Origin of the sequence: Agathobaculum sp. NTUH-O15-33 (genome assembly GCF_033193315.1) — a bacterium.
Lineage (GTDB): Bacteria > Bacillota > Clostridia > Oscillospirales > Butyricicoccaceae > Agathobaculum > Agathobaculum faecihominis_A.
Window position 1 is genome coordinate 1643307 of the sequence record NZ_CP136187.1, and the last position, 24340, is coordinate 1667646.

Genomic DNA, 24340 nt, shown 5'->3' on the forward strand with positions numbered 1-24340 from the left:
ATACATTACGAAATTTATTCAGCGCCCTCCGAATGGGGGGCGTTTTGATGCAAAACAGGAGAACGACAGATATGGATAAAGTAAAACCAAGAACCCTTTCCGGCTTCATGGAGCTGCTGCCCGCGCCGCAGATGCAAATGGAACGCATCATGCAGGCGCTGCGCGAAACCTACGCGCTTTACGGCTTTTACCCGCTGGATACGCCGCTGATTGAATCCTCCGAGGTACTGCTTGCCAAGGGCGGCGGCGAAACGGAGAAGCAGATATACCGCTTCCAGAAGGGGGACAGCGATCTTTCCCTCCGTTTCGATCTGACCGTGCCGCTGGCCAAATACGTGGCCCAGCATTACGGCGAGCTGACGTTCCCGTTCCGCCGCTACCAGATCGGCAAGGTCTATCGCGGTGAGCGCGCGCAGCGCGGCCGTTTCCGTGAGTTTTATCAGGCCGATATCGACGTGATCGGCGACGGCAAGCTCGATATCGTGAACGAAGCCGAGGTACCGAGCATCATCTACCGAACGTTTTCTACCCTTGGCTTGAAGCGCTTTAAGATCCGCATCAACAACCGCAAGGTATTAAACGGCTTTTTCGCCATTTTGGGACTGACCGAAAAAGCGGGCGACGTGATGCGCACGGTCGATAAACTCGAAAAGATCGGCGCGGCAAAGGTGAAAGAGATCCTGACCGAGGACTTCGGCGTATCCGCTGAAACAGCGGACGAGCTTCTGGCCTTTATCGCGACCCCCGGCGGCACCGAGGGCATCCTCGCGGCGCTGGAAGCTTATCAGGGCAGGAACGAAGTGTTTGACGCCGGCGCGGACGAGCTTAAGACCGTCGCGACCTATATGGCGGCCTTTGGCGTGCCCGCCGACCATTTTGAGATCGATCTGACCATCGCGCGCGGGCTGGATTATTACACCGGCACCGTGTACGAGACCACCATGCTTGACCATCCGGAGATCGGTTCGATCTGTTCGGGCGGCCGGTACGACAATCTGGCGGAATACTATACCGATAAGCAGCTTCCCGGCGTCGGAATTTCGATCGGCCTGACGCGGCTGTTCTACGTGCTGGGCGAACAGGGCTATTTGAACGGCGAAAGCCTGACCGCTCCGGCGGATGTGCTCATCCTGCCCATGACGGACGACCTCGCGCCCGCGATCGCGCTGGCGACAGGGCTGCGGGAGGCGGGCGTCCGCGCGCAGCTTTATGGCGAGCAGAAAAAATTCAAGGCCAAGATCGGCTACGCGGATAAGCTCGGCATTCCCTATGTCATCTTCCTCGGCGAGGATGAGATCGCCGGTCAGGTGTATGCCGTCAAGGACATGGCGTCCGGCGAGCAGGTCTCCGTCAGCTTTGACGAAGCCGTTCAGCGCATTCAAAACGGTCTTGCCGCGAAGAACGCGGGCACGGTGATTCTCGATCAGTAAAATTCTTTGGATAGGAATGATAGAATAATGAACGAAACCTCTATTTCGGGTATGAAGCGCACGCATATGTGCGGCGACCTGCGCCTTTCGGACGCGGGGCGGACCGTCACGGTCAACGGCTGGGTCGACCGTGTGCGCGATAACGGCGGCGTGCTGTTTTTGCTCGTGCGCGACCGCGCGGGCGTTATTCAGTGCACGTTTGATAAATCGGTGAACGCCGGTTTGTTCGATATCGCCTTTACCTGCCGCACCGAGTTCGTTGTGGCGGTCAGCGGCAAGCTCACCGCGCGCGACGAAGCAGCGGTCAATAAGAAAATGCCGACTGGCGAGGTCGAGCTGATCGCCGAGGAACTCCGCATCCTCTCCAAGGCGCAAACCACGCCGTTTGAGATAGACGACTCCAAGGAGGTCGGCGATCAGGTGCGCCTGAAATACCGCTACCTTGATCTGCGCCGCCCGTCTATGCAGAAAAACCTGATGCTGCGCCATCGCGTGACGCAGGTCGCGCGCAATTACTTTGATGAAAACGGCTTTCTGGAAATCGAAACCCCCATGCTGACCAAGTCCACGCCCGAAGGCGCGCGCGACTATCTGGTGCCCAGCCGCGTTCATCCGGGCAAGTTCTACGCGCTGCCGCAGTCGCCCCAGCAGTATAAGCAGCTGCTGATGCTCTCCGGCGTCGACCGTTACATGCAGATCACCCGCTGCTTCCGCGACGAGGACCTGCGCGCCGACCGTCAGCCCGAATTCACCCAGATCGATCTGGAAATGAGCTTTGTCGAGCAGGACGATGTGATCGCGGTAAACGAAGGCTTTATCAGCCGCGTGTTCCAAGAGGTGCTGGGGGTAGACATCCCGCTGCCGCTGCCGCGCCTGACATGGCGCGAAGCGATGGATCGCTTCGGCTCCGACAAGCCGGATACCCGCTTTGGCTTTGAAATAAAGAATATTTCGGATATTGCCGCGAAATGCGAGTTCGGCGTGTTTAAGGGCGCGATTGAAGCGGGCGGTACCGTGCGCCTGATCAATATAAACGGCTATGCCGATAAGTTCCCGCGCAAGGAGATCGATAAGCTGGCCGATTTTGTCAAGACCTACCGCGCCAAGGGCCTCGCGTGGATGAAGCTTGCGGCGGATGGGGCCATGACCTCCTCCTTTGCCAAGTTCCTGACCGAGGACGAGATCGCGCAGATCAAGGAACGCGCCGATATGCACGAAAACGACGTGCTGTTCGTCGTCGCGGACGCTTCGGAAGAGACCGCGCTGGTTTCGCTGGGCGCGCTGCGCTGCGAGTTGGCGAAACGCCTTGGCCTTGCCAAAAAGGACGATTACAAGCTGCTTTGGGTAACCGAGTTCCCGCAGTTTGAGTATTCCGAGGAAGAGGATCGCCTTGTTGCCAAGCATCATCCCTTTACCGCGCCCATGGATGAGGATATCGCCCTGCTGGATACCGATCCGGCCAAGGTGCGCGCCAAGGCGTACGATATCGTGCTAAACGGCTGCGAGCTGGGCGGCGGTTCGATCCGTATCCACGATTCCGAGCTGCAAACCAAAATGTTCCGCGCGCTCGGCTTTACCGAGGAAAAGGCGAAGGAGCAGTTCGGCCACCTGATTACAGCGTTTTCCTATGGCGCGCCCCCGCATGGCGGTCTGGCCTACGGTTTGGACCGGCTGTGTATGCTGCTCTCCGGGCTGGATTCCATCCGCGATGTGATTGCGTTCCCCAAGGTGCAGAACGCTTCCGACCTGATGATGAGCTGCCCCGACGTGGTGGACGACAAGCAGCTGGACGAGCTGTCGATCGCCGTGACCCGCATGGAGCAAGAAGACGCGGCTGAGTAAACCGCAAAGCTTGATAAAATAGGCTGCTGCAAAACAAAGCTTTGCAGCAGCCTTTGTTTTCCCAAGGGAGGGAACCGTACCGATGAAAGAGGAAACCGCGCGCCAAAAGAAGGTGCGCATCGCGGTCGCGGCCGGGCTGACGCTGCTGCTCGCCCTTTTGGTGCTGCCGCTGCTGTGGCGCGGCTCGCTTGCCGCTTGGCGGCTGACGGCGGGCCTTACCGGCGTTTTGGTCTTTTTGCCGCTCTTCGCCAGACCCTACCGTGACGGCGCGAAGCGCCCGCTGCTCGCCCTGCACGATGCGGCGCTGTTGATCGCCGCTTCCGCTTTGAGCCTGCTGACGACGGAGTATGTGGTCAAGGGCCTGTCGGTCAACATGCAAAAATCGTTATGGCAGGGCCTGCTCTGTTATTTGGCGCTCTATGCCGTGCTTTATTTGGTTTGCGGGCGGGCGCGTTTGGCAGTATGCATCGGGCAGGCGGTATTTCTGGTACATGCGCTGATCGATCATTATGTCACTCTGTTTCGCGGCACGCCGGTACTGCTGGGCGATATCCTTGCCATCGGTACGGCGGCCGATGTGGCGGAGGGGTATTCCGTGCCGGTCGAAAAATCGGTGCTGCTCGCGGCGTTGGCCGCGCTCCTGTTTTGCACGGCGGTATGGCGCATGCGCCGCGTTTGGCGCGCGCCCGCCAAAAGGCGGCTGCCGGTCGTGCTCGCGCTTGCGGTACTGGTGTGCGGCGGCCTGCGGGTGACGGGCACCGGCATCGGCTTTTGGCAGTCCAGCCGGTCGTACAGCGAGATATTCTACTTTTTGCGCTGCGCGAATGAATCCGTTGTGCGCAAGCCCGCGGGATACGGTGACGAAAACATGGCGCGGATCATGGAAAGCCATCCTGGCGAGACCGGCGAAAAAAAGCCGAACTTGATCGTGGTGATGAATGAATCCTTCGCCGATCTTGAGGATGTCGGCCCGTTTGCGACCAATGAGGATTATATGCCCTATGTGCGCTCGCTCGCAGGCAAGGAGAACACGGTCACCGGCAAGCTGCTGGTCTCTACCTTCGGCGGCGGTACGGCCAATACCGAATTCGAGTTTTTGACCGGCGCCACCATGGGCTTTTTGCCCTTCGGCTGTTCGCCATACCAGATGTATATTCGCGCGGCCATGCCCACCTTGGTCTCCAGCCTGAAAGGGCAGGGGTATCAGGCGGTATCGCTGCACCCCTATCTGGCTTCGTCATGGAGCCGCGACCGGGTGTATGAGCGCTTCGGCTTTGACCGCCAGCTTTATGAGGAGGACTTTGCCGAGGACGCGGCGCGCGTGCGCTACCGCGTAAGCGACAGCGAGGATTACCGCAAAATCTATGAGCTGTATGAAAAAAAGCCCGAAGGGCAGCCGCTGTTCGTTTTCAACGTGACGATGCAGAATCACGGCGGCTATGCTCCGGCGGATTACCCCAATTTTGACCCTAAAATATACCTGACCGGCGAATACGAGGGGCAATATCCCGATGTGGATAATTACCTGTCCCTCGTGCGGTATAGCGACGACGCGGTGCGTGAGCTGATCGCGTATTTTGAAGCCGCGGACGAGCCGACCGCTATTATTTTCTTTGGCGACCACCAGCCCAAGGTGGACGCGGCGTTTTATACCAGTCTGCTCGGCGGGGCGGGGCAGGCGGTCACGAGCGAGACCGAGCAAAAAAAGATGGTAACGCCCTTTTTTATCTGGGCCAACTACGATATCGTGGAGGCGCAGGATGTGACCATCAGCGCCAATTACCTGTCCGCCTATGCGCTCGATCTGCTTGGGCTGGGCGCCTCCGGCTACGACGCGCTGCGCCTTGCCGCCCGGGAGACGGTGCCCGCGATCAACAGCTTTGGCTATTACGACACGGCCGGCGCGTTCCACGAGGTACAACAAGCGGCGTCGGAAGAAAGCCTTGCGGATTACCGCATCGCCCAGTACCGCCAGCTGTTCGATATCAAAAACAGGCAGGATGACTTTTATCAGCTGCCGGATGAAAAGAAAAAATAAGTCATGCTTTGACAGCCTTTGGGCCGCAGCGGAACGATTGTTCCGCTGCGGCCCTTTTTGTCATGTTTTTATGGTGTTTCATCCGTAATCAGATATTTTAAACGGTGCGAATATAGCGTACGATAGACCGAAGGCGTCATACCCGTTCTTTTCTGAAATTGTTTGGCGAAATGGTCCGCGCTTTCATAGCCCATGTCAAAAGCAATGTCTTTGATCGAGGTGCTTTCCATGACAAGCCGCCATTGCGCGGTGTTGATGCGCTTTTGGATCACATAGTCGATGGGCGAAATACCGCATTCCGTTGAGAGAATATGGCATAGATGCCCCGCGGTGATGAAAAAACGTTTGGAAAGCAGATCGAGCGTGATATTGGAGGTATAGTTTTCTTCGATATATTCCATGATATCGGAAGCGAGCTTGGATATACTGCGGGGCTGGATCTTGAAGGTTTTTCGGCGGATCATTTGGTGTAACAAAGCGCAGAGTAAAGAGATCGTTTGCGTACAGATCATGAGATGTCCGGGTGGTTTTTCAAGATTTTGCGCCATTAAGCAAGAAAAGAGCGCGGCGAAAAGGGGAAGCTGCGCTCCGGTTTTCAGAAAGGGCTGCACATCCGGGGCGATCAGCTGGCCCATTTCCAATCCCCGGATTGTAAATTCGTTGAGGGATAAGGTGTACACGTCGACCGGGTCCTCGAAGGAGGAGTCGCAGGAATGCAGCACGCCTCGGTTAATCAGTAAAATATCCCCGGCCTCGACAATATACTCGTCACGGTTGACGGTATATACGCCGCTGCCGCCGATGATCAGCACAATTTCCGCCCAGGAAGCATGCGAATGGCAGGGGTAGGAATAGATCGGGCAGTTGCTTATGTGAATGATGTTTTGCATGTGAGGCGGTTTGTTGTTGATAAAGAATGTGGGTTCCCCGGAAAAGACAGCGGTGTTTTGTTCTGGCTCCAACATAAGCAGCCTCCTTTGCTTCATCATGCGTAAGTGAGCAGTTCGATCAAGGTTTTCTATTTTCACTATATATTCTTTGCCGAAAAAGGTCAAGATGGAAAAATAACAAATAAAAGCGGGGCGGATTTTACGGACTATTTATGCGATCGGTCCAAGCGCATAGATCAAAATCGTATGATGATTCGTTGGAAAGGCAGGCCGCGCGCGCGGCGCAGCACGCATTCGCCGCTGAGGTTTCGTGCGAAAAAGTGGGAAATCGAAGCGAAAACTGAAATTTAACGGTGCATGAAGTGCGGATTTATCCATAATCGCATATGGGGCGGCGATATCCGAGGATTGTCCGTTTACGAAAAAATGGGTGAAGGCTATAATTAACCTATCCAATTAAGCATCGCAAACAAGAGATGTGATCAGAAAAAACAGGATACGTATCGGCAGGGGGTGGACGCAAGCGGCGCGTGTAAGAAACGAGGAAGAAGCAAAAAACAGTGGTTCGTCAAGGACCGAAAAAAGGAGGAATATGTGTGAATAAGCGAATAATCCGTAAAATGGTAAGTATGTTGACTGCCGGCGCGCTGCTGTGCGCTTGCGGATGTGCGAAGGATACGCCGCAAGACGCCGCGCAGCCACAGACCGATGCAGGCAACGCCGACGGGGTCAATATTGCGGCGTTTTTCAGCGCCTCCGGCGCGAGCGCGGACTACGGCGTAATTGATTTCCGCGCCTGTCAGTTCGCGGTCGACTGGATCAACGACAAGGGCGGTATCGCTTCGCTGGGCGGCGCCAAGCTGAATCTGATTACCGGAGACTTGATGAGCGACGCCACGCAAGCTAAGGCGGTCGCGGAACGCGTGCTGAGCAACAACAAGATCAGCGCGGTCGTCGGCAGTTCGACCAGCTCGACCACGATTCCCATGCTGCCCGTGCTGGAGAAAGCGCGGGTGCCGATGGTCACAAGCAATTATTCCCCCGATATTGTCGGTCAGGGCTATTCGTATATTTTTATGCCATGCGCGAAGGGCACGCAGCATGCCCAGATGCAAGCCGACTTTATGAAGTGGATGGGCGCGGAAAAAGGCGTTTCGGTGAGTAAAGCCGCCATCGTGTTTGAGGACAGCGAGGTTGGCCGTTCCACGCTGAACTCGGCCGCGCCTATTATCGAAGGCGCGGGCGCGGAGATCGTCTATAACCAGTCCTTCCCACCCGGCCTGTCCGACGCTTCCTCCATCATCACCGCGATCAAAAACAGCGGGGCGGAGGTCGTGTTTGTCAACGCGCAGACCGCCGATCTCAAGCAGCTGCTTTCCACGATGAAGTCCATGCGTTACAGCCCTATCATTTTTGGCAGCGCGGGCGGTATCCTGCTGCACCAGTTTGCCGAGGATATGGGAGACGAGTGCCTAGGAATCGTCGCGACGGCGGCGTGCGCGGCGGATTCCAAACACAACATGGAAAACGAGGAGATGGTCGCTTATTTCAATGCCTACCGTGAAGAATTCGGCGTGCAATATATCGACGAGCACGTCGCGCAGATATCGAATCTGATCTTCACCGTAGCGGCCGGCATTGAAAAAGCCGCATCCACGGACGGCACGGAGATCCGCGATGCGATCGCATCGCTGGACGCCGAGTTTGTGATCCCCGGCGGGCCTTACGCCTTTGACGAGACCGGATGGAACACCAACTCGGTGCCGGCGCTGGTACAGTGGCAAAAGACCGAGGACGGAAGCGACTACGAATGCCGCATGATCTATCCGCAGGAACTTGCCCACTATGAGTATGTGCCGCTTTCCGGTACATAACGGTTACCATGCGCGGATGAAAAAGGAGTGAAGCGATATGGGGTTTATGATCTTGCAGACGCTGATCAATGGTATTATGTCCGGCGGCGTTTATGCGCTGGTGGCCATTGGCATCACGATCGTATTCGGCGTGATGAAAATTATCAATTTTGCCATGGGCTCGTACTTAATGGTTGGTATGTATCTGACCTATATGTGCTATCAGCTCATGAGTCTGGAAACCTATTTTCTGCTGCCCTTTGTACTGGTGATCCAAGCGCTGGTCGCGCTTGTTACGTTTAAGCTTTGCGTGGGGCCGTCGCTAAAACGCGGCAGCTCGGTGGCCCTGCTTGTCACGCTGGGGCTGGGCATGGTCATTCAGAACGTGGTGCAGGTGATCTTCGGCACGCTGCCGATGACCGTCCCTTCAAGCATTAAATACGCCTCCATTTCGATCGGTCCGCTGTCCATTGCATACCCTCGGCTGATCGCGCTGGCGGTCACGCTAATCGTTGTGGCGTTTGTCAACTATCTGATGAACAAAACGCTGATGGGACGCGCGATGCGGGCCACATCGGAAAATTTAGAGGTCGCGCAGATCCTTGGCATCAATGCGCAGCGGATCTACATCATCGCCTTTGTCATGGGCATCACGATGGCGGGCATTGCCGGCCTGCTGCTGACCCCCGTATATCTCATAACGCCCAATGTCGGTAACATTTTCCGCACGACCGGTATCATGGCGGTTGTCATGGGCGGGCTGGGCAGTATCAAGGGCTCGCTGATCTGCGGCCTGATGATCGGGGTGATTGAATCCGTAGTGGCGACCTTTGTTGCGGCGGATTACGGCCCCATCGGTATTTTTATTCTGTTTCTCATCATTCTGTTCGTGCGGCCGCAGGGCCTGTTTGGGGAAAGGGGGCGTGTATCGTGAAGCGGCTGAAAAAGAAAAGTACGGTCACCGGCATCGTCGTACTCGCGGCGCTGCTGGCGGCTCCGGCGCTGATCTCTTCCAACTACGTCATCTCCATGGCGGTGTACTGCTTTCTGTATGCGGCGCTGGGCGTGTCGTGGAACATAGTCGGCGGCTATGGCGGGCAGACCTCGTGGTGTCACGCAACGTTTGTCTCTATCGGCGCCTATACGGCCATGATCCTGCTGCGGAACTTCAACATCTCACCCATCCTGTCCATCCCGATCTCCATGGTGTTTTCCTTTTTCGTAGCGCTGGTGATCGGCGGCGCGACGCTGCGCTGGCGCGGCACGTTTTTCACCATCTCCACCATCGCGCTGCTTGAGATTTCCCGCATCGTACTGATGGTATCGGACAAGGTAACGGGCGGTACCTCCGGCCTGTACACGCCGTATACGGGACAAAGCTTTTATAAGCTGCATTTTGATAACGATGTGCCGTTTTATTATTTGTCCCTGCTGGCGCTTCTGATCGTGCTGTTCGTGGTATCGAAATTCGTCAAGTCAAAGACCGGTTATTATTTGAGCGCGGTCAACGGCGACGAGGACGCGGCGATCTCCCTTGGAATCGATTCCTTTCGGGTCAAGCTCAAGTCCTTTGAACTGAGCGCGATGATGACATCATTTGTTGGGGTGCTGCTCGGCATGTTTCTCGCCTTTATCGATCCGATGACGATATGCAGCATGGATATGACGGTGAAGATCGCCTCGGTCGCGATCATTGGCGGACTGGGAACGCAGTGGGGGCCGGTGCTCGGCGCGTTTATTATCATTCCCGCCACCGAGCTTTCCAGCGTGCTGCTCGGACAGTCGGGCAGCAGCGTGCTGCTGTACGGGCTGCTGCTCATTATCATCGTGCTGTTCAAGCCCAAAGGCGTGATCAGCATCTTCACGGAAGACATCCCGGAGTGGCGCTGCCGCAGGCAAAAGCGGGCGCAGGCCGGTGCGGCGGAGAGGGGGCAGGGGACATGAGCTGCCTGCTGGAGCTTCAAAATATCTCCATTTCTTTCGGCGGCATCAAGGCGGTCCAGAATGTCAGTTTTAGGGTGCAGCAGGGTGAAATACTGGGGCTGATCGGACCGAATGGCTCGGGTAAATCCACCTGTGTGAACCTGATCACAGGCGTATATCCGCTCGATTCCGGCTCTATCATTTTTGACGGCCGCACGCTGTCGGAAAAGGATTCGATCCGTAAGCGCACCCATATGGGTATGGGACGGACCTTTCAAACGCCAAAGCCGTTTGGTAATTTAAACGTATTTGACAATGTGTTTTCCATTGCGCTGCAAAAAAACTCTTTCGCGGAGGCGGAAAAGAAAACGCTTAGAATTTTGAAAACCGTTGAGCTGATTGAGCAAAAGGACGTTCCCAGCGCCAAGCTGCCGATCGAAAAGCGCAAATGGCTCGATCTGGCGCGCACGCTGGTTTTGGAACCCAAGCTGATCATGATGGACGAGGTCATGGCGGGCCTCAACCCTGCGGAGGTGGGCGAATGCATTGAAATGGTCAAACGCATCAACCGGCAGGGCGTGACGATCCTTTTTATCGAGCATGTGATGCACGCGGTCGTCAATGTTTGCAGCCGTGTGGTCGTACTGAACGAGGGGCGCTTTTTCAGTGAGGGAGAGCCGCGCGAAGTGCTGACCAGACCGGATGTGATCGCCGTTTATATTGGAGGGGGGCCAAAAAGCATGGAACTTCTTGAGGTGCGGCACATCAACGCCGGCTACGGCGACCTGCAGGTGCTGTTCGATGTATCCCTGAAGATCGGCAAGGGCGAGGTCGTTAGTTTGGTGGGGGCCAACGGCGGCGGTAAGACCACGCTATTGCGTATTTTATCCGGGCTAATGCCGGTCAAGAGCGGCACGGTGCGCTACAAGGGACAGGACCTGCTGGCAGCCAAAAGCTATCAGCGCGCTTCGCTCGGCATTGCGCATATCCCGCAGGGGCGCGGCATTTTAAGCACGCTTACCGTGCGTGAAAATTTGATACTGGGCGCATATGCCCCGCATGTGCGGGCGCAATGCGACCAGCAGATCGAGCAAAGCTTCGATATGTTCCCGATCCTGCGCGAACGCCAAAACCAAAAGGCGGGCTCACTCAGCGGCGGACAGCAGCAGATGCTGGCGATCGCCCGCGCGCTCATGATGCGGCCCGAGCTGCTTCTGATGGACGAGCCTTCGCTCGGTCTGGCGCCGATCGTGGTGGAAGAAATGTTCGATATCATTTGGAACGTGGCGCAGCAGGGCACAAGCATCTTTATTATTGAGCAAAACCTATCCTATGCGCTTTCCATCGCATCGCGCGGCTATGTGCTCGAAACCGGGCGCGTCGCCATGGAGGGAAGCGCGAAAGAACTTTTGGACAATGAAGCGGTTCGGAAAGCCTATTTAGGTGTGTGACGGGAGCGTGCAGCATGAAAATTACAGCAATTACAAACGGCATCAGCGGAAATTATGAAGAGGCCTGCCGTGTTCTGCGGGAAACGGGCGTTCGCTACGCCGAGATTCAGCATTTAGACGGCGAGCAGGACCCGGCGCTGCAGGCCGGAGAAGCGCGCAGCGTGCCGGGCGTACCGGTGGAAACGTTAAAGATCGAGGAAGCGTATCGCGTGCGCGATTTGTCTCGCCAATATGGGATCGAACCGGCCCTTATTACCAGCCATGCTTTTTGCGGCGTACCCATTCGCAGCACCGAGATCAGCGATCCGGTATATACGCTGCATATGCGCCAGCTGAAAAATGCGATCGCCTTTGCAAAGATCACCGGCGCGCCGATGGTACGCGTCATGTGCTTTGCCAAACAGCCGGTGACCTTTGGCAGCCACGGCGCGGGGGAATGGCTCGCGAACGACAACACGGTTTGGGATAAGTTTTTGTCGCTGTTTCGTCCGATCGCAGAGCTGGCCGAAACCGAGCAAATCACACTGGTCGTGGAAAACGGAAATGGCCAGATATGTTCCTCCTACCTGATGCGAAAGCTCGCGGACGGCCTCGGTTCTAAACGCATCCGCTATCTGTGGGACCCGGCCAACGCCATGTACTATGGGGAAATGCCCACGCTGGAGGTTTACGAGAGCATCCGCGATATCCTGTCGCATATCCATATCAAGGATTGCGTCGCGGATATCACCCGTTCCTATATGGATATCTGTGAGATCGGGTCGGGCGAGCTTGCGCAGTACTTGCCGCCGCTGGCTGCGGCGCTGCGGCGGGACGGATATCAGGGCTGCGTTTCGCTGGAAAATATTTATTGCCCGGACGGCGGCCGGTGTGCGGATGGATACCGGCTGGATATCCGCCATTTGCAGGATATCTTCGGATAAGGAGCGCGTTTATCAAGGGAGGAATACATATGAAAAAAATTGGGTTTGTCGGCCTTGGCGATATGGGCATGGGCATGGCGCGCAACATTCTGCGCGCCGGCTTCGACATCAAGGGATATGACCTGCGCGAAGACCGGCGCGCCAACTTTAAGGCGGCGAACGGCACGCTCGCTACCTCAACCGCCGATACCGCAGACGGTGTGGATGTGCTGTTCATCATGGTCATGAGCGGCGATCATGTGGATGCGGTGATAAGCGATGTGATCGATAGACTTGCTCCGGGCGCGACGGTGTTCATCACCGCGACCATCGGCCCGTGGTATGTCAAACGTCAGGCGGAGACCCTAGAAGCGCGCGGCATACATGTGGTGGATATGCCGGTCAGCGGCGGGCGCTTCGGCGCGAACGACGGCGTGTTGTCGCTGATGGCGTCGGGCGATAAGGCAGTGATCGATTCCCACATGGATGTGCTGTCCGCGATCGGCGATCCGAACAAAATCTATTTCGTCGGTGGCCGCGTCGGCGACGGACAAACGGTCAAAAGCTGTATTCAGGCGTTTCAAGGCACCTCATACGAAGGCCTGTTTGAGGCGATGGTTTTGGCCGAAAAGGCCGGACTGGATCTGGAGATGTTTGCCTCTGTGCTGAACGAAAGCATTATCGGCAGCGCGATTACTCGAAATACAACCAGAAAGATCATCGACCGGCACTTTGTAGACACCGGAAGCAATATCGCCACCATGAAAAAGGACATATCGATCAGCGTGGAGCTGGGCAAAAAGCTGGGCGTGCCGCTGTATGCGACCACGGTCTCGCGTGAGATGTTTCAGGTCGGTTTGAATATGATGCCGGACGGCGATAACTGGAGTATCGTCAAGCTGCTCGAGGCGCAGGCGGGCATCGAGCGGGAGGATTAGACCATTTCTTTTTCATCTTCTTTTTGGCAGGGCGCGTTGTAACGTTATGGGGCAGCGCGTCCTGCCGCCATCCGTCGAGGAGCGAGAAAAATGAACGATAAAAAACTGCAAGCGGCGTTTCAGTCCCATGGGTTTTCTTGCGCCTTTTTTGCGTCCGGCGCGGAAGCGGCGGCGTATTTATCGGAAACGCTTACCGGCCGCACCATCGGCATCGGCGGCAGCGTGACCGTGCGGCAGATCGGTTTATACGAGCTGCTTGCACAAAAAAACGCTGTTGTCTGGCACCACCGAATCGCGGGCGACGAGACAAAGCGTTTGGCAGCGCAGTGCGCCGTATATATCACCAGCGCCAACGCGGCGTCGGAGACGGGGGAATTGGTGAACATGGACGGCGCGGGCAACAGACTGGCAATGACTTTGTACGGACCGGAGCAAGTCTATTACCTGATCGGCCGCAATAAGATTGTGCCCGACTGCGCCGCAGCCATTTGGCGCGCGAAGCATATCGCGGCGCCCAAAAACGCACAGCGGACCCGGGCCCATACGCCTTGCGCGGAACGGGGCGACCGGTGCTACAACTGCGACTGCCCGGCTCGGATCTGCCGCGCGACGCTTATTTTAGACCGCGCGCCAAACCGAACGCCGTCCAAAATCCTGTTCATCGATGAGGATCTCGGATTTTAGATACGTCCCAAGCAAAAAAAAGCCTCCGGCCTAGCCGGAGGCTTTTTTTGCTTGGCTTTTAGATAGGGTACTGCCGGAAAGCGGAGGGCGTTACGCCGACCTTCTTTTTGAAGGCGCGTATAAAGTTTTCCTCGCTGTTAAAGCCGGTCTCAAAGGCGATCTGTCCCACGGTGCGCCCGCCCGCGAGCAGCAGCTCCTTGGCGCGGTCGATGCGGCGCAGGCTGATGTATTCGTAAGGAGAGTACCCCGTGCGCTTGCGGAACTGCTTGGTGAAGTACGAGGCGCTCAGGCCGATGTGCGCGGCGACATCCTCCACGGACAGCGCGCCGTTATAGTGTCCGTCCATGTACCGGAGCGCGCGGTCGATCAGCGCGTCAAAATCATCGACCGGACCCGAGGCGGCGGCAAGCAGCTCGCACAAAAGGGCGTACACAGTCTCGGAAAGCGTATGCTCGGGCCCGCGGCCCGGCATTTCCCCGTAGGTGATCAGCCGCTCAAATAAAAGGCGCACCTGCGCCGGATCGCCGGAGGGAAACACGTGTCCGCCGCGAAGCGACAGGATCTCGCCGTACAGGCTATCGCTCTGTCCGCCGTTAAACAGCAGCCAGAAAAATTCCAGTTCGTCGGTCCGCGCGCGATATTCATGCGGCTTTTTGCAATCGAACAGCACAAGGTCGCCGGGGGAGGCGGAAAAATGCTCGCCCTCCAGCTCGATATCCATATGGCCGCCCACCACGAGAAACAGCATATAGTTGACGCGGTGGCCGGCTTCCATCGCAATCTCACAGTTGCAGCTGAACTGATAATTCCGGTCGCAGAAATAGTGCCCAATCCGGGTGGGATAGAAGAACAGACGCTCGGCATAGGAAGAAGGGGTGAAAAAATAGCGCACAGATCGCCGGGAAACACCGGCCTCGTTAATTTCCATAACTTTCACGCTCCTTTTTTATATAATATCACGTTTCACCTTTGGTTTACAACAGAAAAAATCGAAAATGTCAATGAGAAGAGCGGTTTTCAGCTTGGTTTGTCAAAAACGCGGTGCTACAATAGAGGCAATGAAACGGAAACCACAAACCACATAAGCAAAGGAGACGAAAAGTATGAAAATCGCATTTGACGTAGACGTATTGGCCAAGCAGATGTCGATCAACGATATGGTGCATCAGGTGGCCGACTGGGGCTACAAGTACATTGAACAGTCCCCCCATCCGCGCATCAATCCCTTTTACAAGCACCCGCTCTTCTCCGAGGAGTGCGAGCAGGAATACCGTCAGGCGCTGAAGGAGACCGGCGTTGAGATCTCGTCCTTCATCGTTGTTTACCGCTGGTCCGGCCCGACTGAGGAGCAGCGTCAGTTCGCGGTGGAAAACTGGAAGAAGATCATCCAGATCGCCGTTAACATGGGCGTTCCGGTCATCAACACCGAGCTTTCCGGCGACCCCAATCAGGCCGAGATCTGCAACGGCATGTGGTTCAAATCGATGGAGGAGCTGCTGCCCCTGATTGAGAAGGAAGGCATCCGCGTTGAGATCCAGTCCCATCCGTATGACTTCTGCGAGCTGAACAACGAGACCGTCGATATGGTCAAATCCTTCCGCTCCAAGAATCTGGGCTATGTATACTCCTCGCCCCACGGCTTTTTCTACGATCAGGGCAAGGGCGATGTTCGCTCGATGCTGCAGTACTGCGGCGACGAGCTGACCCACGTTCTCTTTGCCGATACCTTTAACCAGACGCTGGATTGCCGCTACATCGCCAATCCGCCCTGGCTCAACGGCCGCGGCAAGGCTGACGTTACCATCCACCAGCATCTTGCCATGGGCGAGGGCGACGTGGACTTCCCCGGTATCTTCGAGACGCTGCGCGACATGGATTTTGCAAACAAGCAGATCGGCGCGAACGCCCCCAAGGTCGGCGGCGATAATATTGCCTGTGTTTCCATGTTCGGTTTCCCGGAGAAAATGGCAAAGCAGGCGCCCGAAGCACGCGAGCGCATCGAAAAGGAGCTTCTCGGCAAGTAAGGGTCGTATCTGAAAACTTTTTCCAAGAGTATGTGAATATTGCATAAAACATAGGGCCTTTCATCAGCTTTGTTGATGAGGGGTCCTTCTGTTTTGCATAAAAAAGTGATATGGAATATGTGCAATCCAACAAAACAATAGATTGGCATAAAGTTTCGTTTGAAATACGGTGCGAGAGATGGTAAAATTGGTAAAGAACTGGGGAAGAGCCCTTTGGGGCGCCCCGTAATCGCGTTCTCAGATCGCCGGTTTTTTTGAGAGGGGAGCCGGGCGGTCTTCTGTTTTGTTTTTTGCGTGCGCGTGCCCGCAAAAAACTTTAAGGGGAGTACGAAGCTGTTCCTTCTCCTTTGAGGGGGGAGAAGGGTGAGACGGCTTGGTATATAAATAAGAAGGAAAAAAGGGGAAAGACAATGAGTTTTCTAAATTCCATGGCGTTCACCGCGATTACTTTCTTGGCGTTTACAGCACTCGTAGCGCTTATCTCGTGGTGGAAGACCCGGGGCGACAACCTCGACACACAGGATGGCTACTATCTGGCGGGACGCGGACTGACCGGCCCGATCATCGCCGGTTCGCTGCTGATGACCAACCTGTCCGCCGAGCAGCTCGTCGGTACCAATGGACAAGCGGTGCGCGTCGGCATGGGCCCAATCGCGTGGGAAGTAACGGCGGCCATGGCGCTGATCGTTATGGCGTTCTTCCTGATGCCCAAGTACTTAAAGACCGGCCTTACCACGGTGCCGGAATTCTTCGAGCAGCGCTACGACGCGGGCACGCGCCGTCTGGTCTCGCTGATCGTGCTGCTCTCTTACATCGTCATCATGCTGCCGAACATCCTGTACGCTGGCGCGCAGGTGTTCTCCAACATCTTTGATCTGCCCGGCCTGACCGGCTGGAGCGAGTTCGCCTGCATCGCCGTCGTGTGTGTCGCGACCGCGTTTGTCGGTTCGATCTACGCGATTTTCGGCGGTCTGAAGGCCATCGCGCTGTCCGACTCGATCAACGGCCTCGGCCTGATCGTCGGCGGTCTGCTGGTGCCGATCTTCGGCCTGATCGCGCTGGGCCAGATGCACGGCGGCAACTTCATGCAGGGCGTGGACGTGTTCCTGCACTCCGAACCTGAAATGATGAACGCCATCAACCCGGCGAACGCGCCTGAGCCGTACATGCCCTGGCCGCTGCTTCTGACCGGTATGTTCATTAACAACATGTATTTCTGGGGCACCAACCAGTCGATCATCCAGCGTACCTTTGGCGCTAAGAACCTGAAGGAAGCGCAGAAGGGCGCCGTACTGGCCGGCTTCCTCAAGATTCTGACCCCTCTGATCGTCGTTATCCCGGGCATCATCGCTTTCATGCTGTACGGCTCCGCCGCGCAGGCCAACAGCGGCGACGCCGGCTACCCGATGCTGGTCGCTAACGTTATGCCCAAGCCGATTCTCGGCTTCTTCGCCGCCGTAATGTTCGGCGCGATCCTGTCCTCGTTCAACTCGGTGCTTAACTCCGCGTCCACGATCTACGCGCTTGATATCCACCGTCCGTCCTTCAACCCGACGGCTTCCGACGCCTACATGGTGAAGGTCGGCCAGCGCTTTGGCACGGTCGTGGCCATCGTATCGACGATCATGGCGCCGTTCATGCTCTACATGGGCGGTATCACCACCTTCGTAAACTCCATGTTCGCGGCGTTCAACACGCCTATTCTGGTCTGTCTGGTGTGTGGCTTCTTCTGGAAGAAAGTGCCCACCATCGCGCCCAAGATCATCATCCCGGTGCATGTGGTGCTGTATTTTACCCTTCAGTTCGGTCTGCGCAACGTGATTCCGTTCCTGAAGGATATCCACTATCTGTACTTTACCGCCGTGCTGTTTGTGGTCGACATGTTCATCATGTGGGTCATCGTTAAGAAGCGTCCGCGCGAGACCGATTTCGTCCTGAACGACGTCAAGGCGGTCGAGCTGACGCCGTGGAAGCATGGCAAGCTCTTTGCCACGATCACGCTGGCCGTTATGGTTCTGGCGTACATCCTGTTCTCCCCGCTGGTATTTGCCAAATAAAATACGGTTTTACTGTGAAGCTCCCCCGCGGATATTGCGAAAGCAATACCTGTGGGGGAGCTTTTTGTTAGTGCTTTAGCGGTGGCGTATTTGCAGAGCAAATACGGTAAGAACCGCCCGCAATGCGGGTGGGATTCAAGTTTAAACAAAAAAGGACTTCCAAACTGATAAAATGGTGAGTGTTCAAGCCACCAAAGAAACAGAAAGGAAGACCTTTATGGCAAACAGTTTAGCACATACAAAATGGGTATGCAAGTATCACATCGTATTCACACCGAAATATCGAAGGAAAATAATCTATAAGCAGCTGCGAAAAGATATACAGCAAATTATAAAGGATTTGTGCAAGTGGAAGGGTGTGGAAATCATCGAAGGGCATATGATGCCTGACCATATTCATTTACTCGTAAGCGTGCCGCCGAAATACAGTATCTCGCAGTTTATGGGATATTTAAAAGGGAAAAGTGCGATGATGATATTCGAGCGGCATGGGAATTTAAAATATAAATTCGGCAGTCGTAATTTCTGGGCGACTGGATATTATGTGAGCACGGTAGGAATCAATACGGCCACGATTCAAAAATATATCAGGGAGCAAGATAAGCAGGATCAAATCGAAGATAGCTTAAGTAAGAAAGAATATGTTGACCCTTTCAAGGGTAGTAAGTAGTCTTACCATCAGGGCTTGAACGAAGTGAAAGCCAGCGTCTTTTAGGCGCTGGCTTTTTTTATGCCCTTATAGGGCTTGTTCATGCCACCCCGCTTTGGGGTGGTCATGACTTTCCGAAAGGTGGCCGCTTTACCAAAGCTTTACGCAAAGTTTAAGCGGGCGCGGTGGAAAGGGAGCCCCGCTCATTGGTATGATAGCAACGTACTTTGGAACAAAGAAGAAATGCTTGCTCGTGAAAGGAGCTTTTTACATGTTGGAACTGAGATCGGTCAAAAAGGCCTACGACGGCGTGCCCGTTCTGCGGGATATCTCCATCCGCGTGGACGACGGCGAGATCGTTTCCATTCTGGGGCCGTCGGGCTGCGGTAAGACCACGCTCTTGAATCTGATCCTTGGCATCGCGGCGGCGGACAGCGGCGAGATCCTGTGCGACGGCGAGGACCTGACCCATACGCCGATGGAAAAGCGGGGATTCAATATTGTGTTTCAGGATTACGCGCTGTTTCCCAATCTGAACGTTTATAAAAACATCACCTATGGTTTGAAGAACAAGCCGGGCGTGTCCACGGAGCAAGAGGTAGACGAGCTGATCGATCTGCTGGGCCTGCGCGAGCATCTGGAAAAGGGGATCGACCAGCTTTCCGGCGGCCAAAAGCAGCGCGTGGCGCTGGCGCGCACCATGGTGATGAAGCCGCGCATCCTGCTGCTGGACGAGCCGCTTTCCGCGCTGGACGGCGTGATCAAGGAATCCATCAAGGACCGCATCAAGACGATCGCCCGCGAATACAAGCTAACCACCATTATCGTCACGCACGATCCCGAGGAAGCGCTGACACTGTCCGACCGGGTGCTGATCATCGACGAAGGCACGATCTCCCAGTACGCCCGCCCGGCGGAGATCATTCATAAGCCGGAAAACGACTTTGTTAAAAAGTTCATTTTGAATCAGCTAGAGATTAAGCGCAACAATATTTACGCGCTCTTCGGCGACCGCGCGCCGATGCCAGCCGAGGCGGTGTAACGGGGCCGTATGAATCGTAAAAACTGGGAACTAAAACTGATTTTCGCGGGTATCACGGCTTTGTTTGCCGCCTTCCTTATCATTCCCACCATACGCCTCTTTTTTAAGTCCTTTTTGGGGGAAGGGGGCGTTACCGCTTCGTATTACCTGTCGGTCTTTTCGCAGCGCGGCTTTGGGCAAACGCTTGCAAACAGCTTTGCCGTGTCCGCCGCCTCGGCCGTGGCCGCGGTGGGGCTGGCCTTTGTCATGGCCTACGCGGTGCACTATACGGGGCTGCCCGCGTGGTGCAAACGCATCCTGCGCGCCATGGCGACGCTGCCGATGTTTCTGCCCACCATTACTTACGGCTTTGCCATCATCTACTCCTTCGGCAAGCAAGGGCTGATCACGCGGCTGCTGGGCAGGCAGCTGTTCAATATCTACGGCTTTTGGGGGCTGATGATCGGCTACGTCATCTACACCATCCCCGTGGCCTTTATGCTGATCAGCAACACGATGTGCTACGTGGACAAGAAAACGCTGATCGTTTCCAAGACTATGGGCGACCCGCATCTTTCCACCTTCTGGATCGCGGTGCTGCGTCCGCTGCTCGGCACGCTGGCCGGGGCGTTTATTCAGGCGTTTTTCCTCTGCTTTACGGATTTCGGCATTCCCGCTTCGGTCGGCGGCCGGTATGATGTGATCGCGACCGTGCTGTATAACCAAATGCTCGGCGGTATCCCGGATTTCAACCGGGGCGCGGTGGTTGCCGTGATCATGCTGCTGCCATCCGTGGCGAGCATTTTCCTGATGCGCTTTCTGGAACGGTACAACATCCGCTACAACCGCATTTCAGACGCCGACCTGCGCAAAAACCGCGTGCGCGACGTGGGCTGGGGGCTGGGCGGCACGGCGGTCTCCGTTTGCATGCTGGCGGTATTCGCGGTCATCTTCGTGGTGCCGCTCGTGCAGGATTGGCCGTACCGCACCGCCTTTTCCTTTGACCACATACGCGGGGTGCTCGCGGACGGCGATCTGCTCGCGGTCTATCAGCACTCGATCGTGATGGCGCTTTTGACCGCGCTGTTCGGCACGCTGCTCGCTTACGGCGCGGCGCTGATCACGGCGCGCAGCGCGCTGCCCGCTTGGTGTAAGCGCGTGGTGGAAAGTATCGCCATGGTGACAAACACCATTCCCGGCATGGTACTCGGTCTGGCGTTTCTCTTTGCCTTTTCGGGCACGCCGCTGCAAAATACGCTGACGCTGATGGTGGTCTGCAACATCGTCCACTATTTTTCCACGCCTTATCTGATGATGAAAAACTCCCTTTCCAAAATGAACGCGGGGTGGGAAACCACCGCGATGCTCATGGGGGATAGCTGGCTGAAAACGATCCTGCGCGTGGTCACGCCAAACGCGGTGTCCAGTCTGCTCAGCGTATTCAGCTATTACTTTATCAACGCCATGGTCACGATCAGCGCGCTGGTCTTCATCGCGGGCGCGCGCACCATGGTGCTGACTACCAAGATCAAGCAGTTGCAGTATGTCAACAAATTCAACGAAGTCTTTGTACTGTCCCTGCTGATCCTGCTGACCAACTTTGTTGCAAAAGCCGTATTTTCCCGGCTTGCAAATGATAAAAAGAAGAAATGAACGTATGAAAGGAAACTGTTACCGATGAATCTGAAAAAACTCTTGGCCCTTGGCCTTTCTCTGTCGATGGCGTCCATGGCGCTTGCCGGATGCAGCTCCGCCGGCGCGGGCGACGTCGAGGCGGGCGCGAAGGTCGTGATCTACTCGAACGCGGATGATGAAGCCATCACCGCCATGACGGACGCGCTGGACGCGAACGGCTACGCGGACAAATACCTGCTCGAAACCTTCGGTACCTCCGAACTGGGCGGCAAGCTGCTGGCCGAGGGCGCCAATATCGAAGCCGATCTGGTTACCATGAGCACGTTCTACGTGCAAAGCGCGCAGGAACAGAACGATATGTTTTTGCCGCTGGATTTCGAGGTGAAAACGCTCGATACCTTTCCGGATTATTGCGCGCCCATCACCTCGCAGGAGGGCGCGATCATCGTCAACACTGAAATGCTGAAGGAATCCGGCCTTGCAATGCCCGCGAGCCTGAAGGATCTGACCGACGCGCAGTATGCGGGCCACCTTGCGGTGACCGATATCCAGTCCTCCTCCACGGCGTGGCTGCTGATCCAAGCGCTGGTCGCCGCCTATGGCGAGGACGGCGCGGGCGGTGTGCTGGCAAAGATTTATCAGAACGCGGGCGACCACATCGAGTCCTCCGGGTCCGCGCCGCTCAAGCTGTGCCGCGCCGGCGAGGTGGCAATCGGCTTTGGCCTGCGCCATCAGGCGGTGGCTGACAAGCAGGACGGCCTGCCCATCGACTATGTCGATCCGTCCGAGGGCAATTTTTCGCTCACCGAGTCCGTGGCCGTGACCAACAAGGGCGATCAGACCAACCCGCTCGCCATGGAAATGGCGCAGTGCATCATCGATAACGCCCGCGCCGCGCTCATCCAGACCTATCCGAACCCGCTGTACGAGGGCGAGATCGCGGACGCCGCAAACCAGTCCGCCCACCCGATGACCTTCCCGGAGCCGCTGACCTTTGAGCTGTTCCAGCAGCATCAGGCGCTTTCCGAGAGCGCCAAGCCGTAAGGGAGGAGTCGCCGCGATATGAATACCTATAAGCTTCTCACACCCGGGCCGCTCACCACGACCGACACGGTTAAACGCGAAATGCTGGTGGACCGCTGCACCTGGGATGATGATTACAAGGCGGTCACGCAGGAGATCCGCCGCCGGTTGCTCGAACTGGCGCAGGTGACGGACCGGGATTACACCGCCGTGCTGATGCAGGGCAGCGGCACCTTCGGCGTGGAGAGCGTGCTTACGAGCGTTGTGGGCGAGACCGACAAGGTACTGATATGCTCCAACGGGGCTTACGGCGAGCGCATGACCGCGATCTGCGCGCGCGCCCGCATTCCTTTTCTGCACTATGCGCAGCGCTATGACCGCACGCCTGACGCCGCGCACGTGGCGGCGCTGCTCGAAGCGCGTCCGGAGATCACGCATGTCGCCATGGTGCACAGCGAGACCACGAGCGGCATTTTAAACGACATCGAGTCCATGGGCAAGGCTGTGCAAGCGGCTGGCCGAACCTTTATTGTGGACGCGATGTCCTCTTTCGCCGGGGTGGAGATTCCGGTGGAAACGTGGGGCGTCGACTTTTTGGTGTCCAGCGCGAACAAATGCATTCAGGGCGTGCCGGGCTTTTCCTTTATCGTGTGCCGCCGGGACAAGCTGATCGCAAGCGAGGGCAAGGCGCGTTCGCTCTCGCTCGATCTGTACGATCAGTGGAAGAGCATGGAGGCGGACGGTAAATGGCGCTTTACCTCGCCCACACACGCGGTGCTTGCCTTTGCAAGGGCGCTCAAGGAGCTGGAAGCCGAGGGCGGCGTGGCCGAACGGCACCGCCGGTATGCGGCAAACAACCGCCTGCTCATTCGTCGTATGGAGCAGCTCGGCTTTGCTACCTATGTGGACGCCGCCAGCCAAGGTCCGATCATTACCACGTTTTTCTATCCGGACGGCGTGCGCTTTGCGTTTCGTGAGTTTTACGACTATATCAAGGCGCGGGGCTATGCGATCTACCCGGGCAAGCTGACCGAGCGCGAGACCTTCCGCATTGGCAACATCGGAGAGATCTATCCGGAGGATATTGAAAAGCTCGCCGGTATCATCGCGGATTTTCTCGCGGAGCAGCAAAAGGAGGCCGCCGCCGTATGATCGAAGCCGTTATTTTGGACTGGGCGGGCACTGCCGTGGATTACGGCTGCTTCGCCCCGGTGCGCGCCTTTGTCGAGGCGTTCGCGCACTTCGGCGTTGCCGTTACCATGGAGGAAACGCGCGCGCCCATGGGCATGCTCAAACGAGACCATATCCGCGCCATGCTGGGCATGGAGCGGATCGCGCAGGTATGGCGGACCGTGCACGGCCGCCCCGCGACAGAAGAGGATGTAAACGCGGTGTACGCTCAGTTCGAGCCCAAACTATTTGACATTCTGGACGGCTACGCGGCCCCTAAGCCCGACCTGCCGGATACCGTGACCGCGCTGCGGGCAAAGGGCCTAAAGATCGGCTCCACCACGGGATATACGGATGCGATGATGGCTATCGTCGTGCCGCGCGCGGCCGAACTGGGCTATGCGCCGGATCTATGGATCAGCCCGGACAGCGTGGGCGGCAAGGGGCGGCCCTATCCCTACATGATCTTTGAAAACCTGAAAGCGCTGGGCGTTACCGGCGTGCGCCGGGCCGTCAAGGTGGGCGACACGGTCTCCGATATTCGCGAGGGCGTGAACGCGGGCGTGTGGTCGGTCGGTGTGATCGAGGGCAGCTCGGAGCTCGGCCTGTCCGAAGCGGAGTTCGCTGCTTTGTCCGAGCGCGAGCGTGAAATCGCCTGCCGCCGGGTGGAGGATACCTTCCGCGCGGCCGGCGCGGATTGTGTGTTGCGCGATCTGCACCCGCTGCCCGCGCTGCTGGACACGCTGAACGCGAAAGCGGATTGAAAGCAGGGATGATTTACGCCGCCAAAGAGCGGATAAACCCTCTCGC

Annotated in this window: 20 protein-coding genes; 18 read left to right on the plus strand and 2 right to left on the minus strand. The window is 56.7% G+C overall.

Going from position 1 to position 24340, the window contains the following annotated elements; all coding sequences use genetic code 11:
- The first annotated feature begins 71 nt into the window (after positions 1-71).
- The 3 genes from hisS to RWV98_RS08405 all read left to right on the plus strand — a co-directional run bounded on the left by hisS (position 72) and on the right by RWV98_RS08405 (position 5310).
- Positions 72-1430, plus strand: a complete 1359-nt coding sequence (gene hisS / locus RWV98_RS08395) for a histidine--tRNA ligase (RefSeq protein ID WP_317865209.1) — start codon at positions 72-74, stop codon at positions 1428-1430.
- Positions 1431-1457: 27 nt separating this feature from the next.
- Positions 1458-3272, plus strand: a complete 1815-nt coding sequence (aspS, locus tag RWV98_RS08400; protein WP_317865211.1) for an aspartate--tRNA ligase — start codon at positions 1458-1460, stop codon at positions 3270-3272.
- A gap of 82 nt (positions 3273-3354) precedes the next feature.
- Positions 3355-5310, plus strand: a complete 1956-nt coding sequence (locus RWV98_RS08405) for an LTA synthase family protein (protein WP_317865213.1) — start codon at positions 3355-3357, stop codon at positions 5308-5310.
- Between the two features lie 68 nt (positions 5311-5378).
- On the opposite strand, the gene RWV98_RS08410 is transcribed toward RWV98_RS08405, so the two are convergent.
- On the minus strand, positions 5379-6275 hold the full coding sequence (locus tag RWV98_RS08410; protein ID WP_317865215.1) for an AraC family transcriptional regulator: 897 nt from the start codon (positions 6273-6275) through the stop codon (positions 5379-5381).
- Between the two features lie 521 nt (positions 6276-6796).
- On the opposite strand from RWV98_RS08410, the gene RWV98_RS08415 reads away from it, so the two are divergent.
- The 7 genes from RWV98_RS08415 (at position 6797) to RWV98_RS08445 (ending at position 13951) form a co-directional block, all read left to right on the plus strand.
- A complete protein-coding gene (locus RWV98_RS08415) occupies positions 6797-8074 on the plus strand; it encodes an ABC transporter substrate-binding protein (RefSeq protein WP_317865217.1) in 1278 nt (425 codons plus the stop codon).
- A 37-nt stretch (positions 8075-8111) separates the two neighbouring features.
- The gene (locus RWV98_RS08420; protein ID WP_317865218.1) at positions 8112-8987 is read left to right on the plus strand and encodes a branched-chain amino acid ABC transporter permease; all 876 of its coding nucleotides are present in this window, start codon (positions 8112-8114) and stop codon (positions 8985-8987) included.
- Positions 8984-9997, plus strand: coding sequence for a branched-chain amino acid ABC transporter permease (locus RWV98_RS08425; protein WP_317865220.1), 1014 nt, complete (start codon positions 8984-8986; stop codon positions 9995-9997). The genes RWV98_RS08420 and RWV98_RS08425 overlap by 4 nt, the downstream gene beginning before the upstream one ends.
- Positions 9994-11427, plus strand: coding sequence for an ATP-binding cassette domain-containing protein (locus RWV98_RS08430; RefSeq protein ID WP_317865222.1), 1434 nt, complete (start codon positions 9994-9996; stop codon positions 11425-11427). Before RWV98_RS08425 ends, RWV98_RS08430 begins: the two co-directional genes overlap by 4 nt.
- A gap of 14 nt (positions 11428-11441) precedes the next feature.
- On the plus strand, positions 11442-12350 hold the full coding sequence (locus tag RWV98_RS08435) for a sugar phosphate isomerase/epimerase family protein (protein WP_317865224.1): 909 nt from the start codon (positions 11442-11444) through the stop codon (positions 12348-12350).
- Positions 12351-12379: 29 nt separating this feature from the next.
- Positions 12380-13267: an NAD(P)-dependent oxidoreductase gene (locus tag RWV98_RS08440; protein ID WP_317865226.1), complete on the plus strand. Its 888-nt coding sequence runs from the start codon at positions 12380-12382 to the stop codon at positions 13265-13267.
- Positions 13268-13357: 90 nt separating this feature from the next.
- A complete protein-coding gene (locus tag RWV98_RS08445) occupies positions 13358-13951 on the plus strand; it encodes a lactate utilization protein (protein ID WP_317865227.1) in 594 nt (197 codons plus the stop codon).
- A 58-nt stretch (positions 13952-14009) separates the two neighbouring features.
- Here RWV98_RS08445 and RWV98_RS08450 read toward each other — a convergent pair whose 3' ends face one another.
- Positions 14010-14879: a helix-turn-helix transcriptional regulator gene (locus tag RWV98_RS08450; protein WP_317865228.1), complete on the minus strand. Its 870-nt coding sequence runs from the start codon at positions 14877-14879 to the stop codon at positions 14010-14012.
- Positions 14880-15054: 175 nt separating this feature from the next.
- Here RWV98_RS08450 and RWV98_RS08455 point away from each other — a divergent pair, with 175 nt between their 5' ends.
- From RWV98_RS08455 to phnX, 8 genes are all read left to right on the plus strand, one after another.
- The gene (locus RWV98_RS08455; protein ID WP_317865229.1) at positions 15055-15975 is read left to right on the plus strand and encodes a sugar phosphate isomerase/epimerase family protein; all 921 of its coding nucleotides are present in this window, start codon (positions 15055-15057) and stop codon (positions 15973-15975) included.
- A gap of 410 nt (positions 15976-16385) precedes the next feature.
- Entirely contained in the window at positions 16386-18032 is a 1647-nt protein-coding gene (locus RWV98_RS08460) for a solute:sodium symporter family transporter (RefSeq protein WP_280961503.1), read from the plus strand.
- A 217-nt stretch (positions 18033-18249) separates the two neighbouring features.
- On the plus strand, positions 18250-18702 hold the full coding sequence (tnpA, locus tag RWV98_RS08465) for an IS200/IS605 family transposase (RefSeq protein ID WP_317861216.1): 453 nt from the start codon (positions 18250-18252) through the stop codon (positions 18700-18702).
- 250 nt (positions 18703-18952) lie between these two features.
- Entirely contained in the window at positions 18953-19723 is a 771-nt protein-coding gene (locus RWV98_RS08470) for an ABC transporter ATP-binding protein (RefSeq protein ID WP_280961502.1), read from the plus strand.
- A gap of 9 nt (positions 19724-19732) precedes the next feature.
- Positions 19733-21355 (plus strand): ABC transporter permease subunit, encoded by a 1623-nt coding sequence (locus tag RWV98_RS08475; RefSeq protein ID WP_317865230.1) that lies wholly within the window; start codon positions 19733-19735, stop codon positions 21353-21355.
- A 24-nt stretch (positions 21356-21379) separates the two neighbouring features.
- Positions 21380-22381, plus strand: a complete 1002-nt coding sequence (locus RWV98_RS08480; protein ID WP_317865231.1) for an extracellular solute-binding protein — start codon at positions 21380-21382, stop codon at positions 22379-22381.
- Positions 22382-22399: 18 nt separating this feature from the next.
- Positions 22400-23512 carry a 2-aminoethylphosphonate--pyruvate transaminase gene (phnW, locus tag RWV98_RS08485; RefSeq protein WP_317865233.1) on the plus strand — a complete coding sequence of 371 codons (1113 nt, stop codon included), beginning with the start codon at positions 22400-22402 and terminating at the stop codon, positions 23510-23512.
- On the plus strand, positions 23509-24294 hold the full coding sequence (gene phnX / locus RWV98_RS08490; RefSeq protein ID WP_317865234.1) for a phosphonoacetaldehyde hydrolase: 786 nt from the start codon (positions 23509-23511) through the stop codon (positions 24292-24294). Before phnW ends, phnX begins: the two co-directional genes overlap by 4 nt.
- Positions 24295-24340: the final 46 nt, after the last annotated feature.

What these genes read in the sequence shown, in the direction of transcription:
- RWV98_RS08440 (WP_317865226.1), top strand. Translation starts at nt 12,380, where the DNA reads ATGAAAAAAATTGGGTTTGTCGGCCTTGGCGATATGGGCATGGGCATG.
- RWV98_RS08455 (WP_317865229.1), top strand. Translation starts at nt 15,055, where the DNA reads ATGAAAATCGCATTTGACGTAGACGTATTGGCCAAGCAGATGTCGATC.
- RWV98_RS08450 (WP_317865228.1), bottom strand. Translation starts at nt 14,879, where the DNA reads ATGGAAATTAACGAGGCCGGTGTTTCCCGGCGATCTGTGCGCTATTTT.
- aspS (WP_317865211.1), top strand. Translation starts at nt 1,458, where the DNA reads ATGAACGAAACCTCTATTTCGGGTATGAAGCGCACGCATATGTGCGGC.
- phnW (WP_317865233.1), top strand. Translation starts at nt 22,400, where the DNA reads ATGAATACCTATAAGCTTCTCACACCCGGGCCGCTCACCACGACCGAC.
- RWV98_RS08405 (WP_317865213.1), top strand. Translation starts at nt 3,355, where the DNA reads ATGAAAGAGGAAACCGCGCGCCAAAAGAAGGTGCGCATCGCGGTCGCG.
- RWV98_RS08460 (WP_280961503.1), top strand. Translation starts at nt 16,386, where the DNA reads ATGAGTTTTCTAAATTCCATGGCGTTCACCGCGATTACTTTCTTGGCG.
- phnX (WP_317865234.1), top strand. Translation starts at nt 23,509, where the DNA reads ATGATCGAAGCCGTTATTTTGGACTGGGCGGGCACTGCCGTGGATTAC.
- RWV98_RS08480 (WP_317865231.1), top strand. Translation starts at nt 21,380, where the DNA reads ATGAATCTGAAAAAACTCTTGGCCCTTGGCCTTTCTCTGTCGATGGCG.
- RWV98_RS08410 (WP_317865215.1), bottom strand. Translation starts at nt 6,275, where the DNA reads ATGTTGGAGCCAGAACAAAACACCGCTGTCTTTTCCGGGGAACCCACA.
- RWV98_RS08420 (WP_317865218.1), top strand. Translation starts at nt 8,112, where the DNA reads ATGGGGTTTATGATCTTGCAGACGCTGATCAATGGTATTATGTCCGGC.
- RWV98_RS08435 (WP_317865224.1), top strand. Translation starts at nt 11,442, where the DNA reads ATGAAAATTACAGCAATTACAAACGGCATCAGCGGAAATTATGAAGAG.
- RWV98_RS08475 (WP_317865230.1), top strand. Translation starts at nt 19,733, where the DNA reads ATGAATCGTAAAAACTGGGAACTAAAACTGATTTTCGCGGGTATCACG.
- RWV98_RS08430 (WP_317865222.1), top strand. Translation starts at nt 9,994, where the DNA reads ATGAGCTGCCTGCTGGAGCTTCAAAATATCTCCATTTCTTTCGGCGGC.
- RWV98_RS08470 (WP_280961502.1), top strand. Translation starts at nt 18,953, where the DNA reads ATGTTGGAACTGAGATCGGTCAAAAAGGCCTACGACGGCGTGCCCGTT.
- tnpA (WP_317861216.1), top strand. Translation starts at nt 18,250, where the DNA reads ATGGCAAACAGTTTAGCACATACAAAATGGGTATGCAAGTATCACATC.
- hisS (WP_317865209.1), top strand. Translation starts at nt 72, where the DNA reads ATGGATAAAGTAAAACCAAGAACCCTTTCCGGCTTCATGGAGCTGCTG.
- RWV98_RS08445 (WP_317865227.1), top strand. Translation starts at nt 13,358, where the DNA reads ATGAACGATAAAAAACTGCAAGCGGCGTTTCAGTCCCATGGGTTTTCT.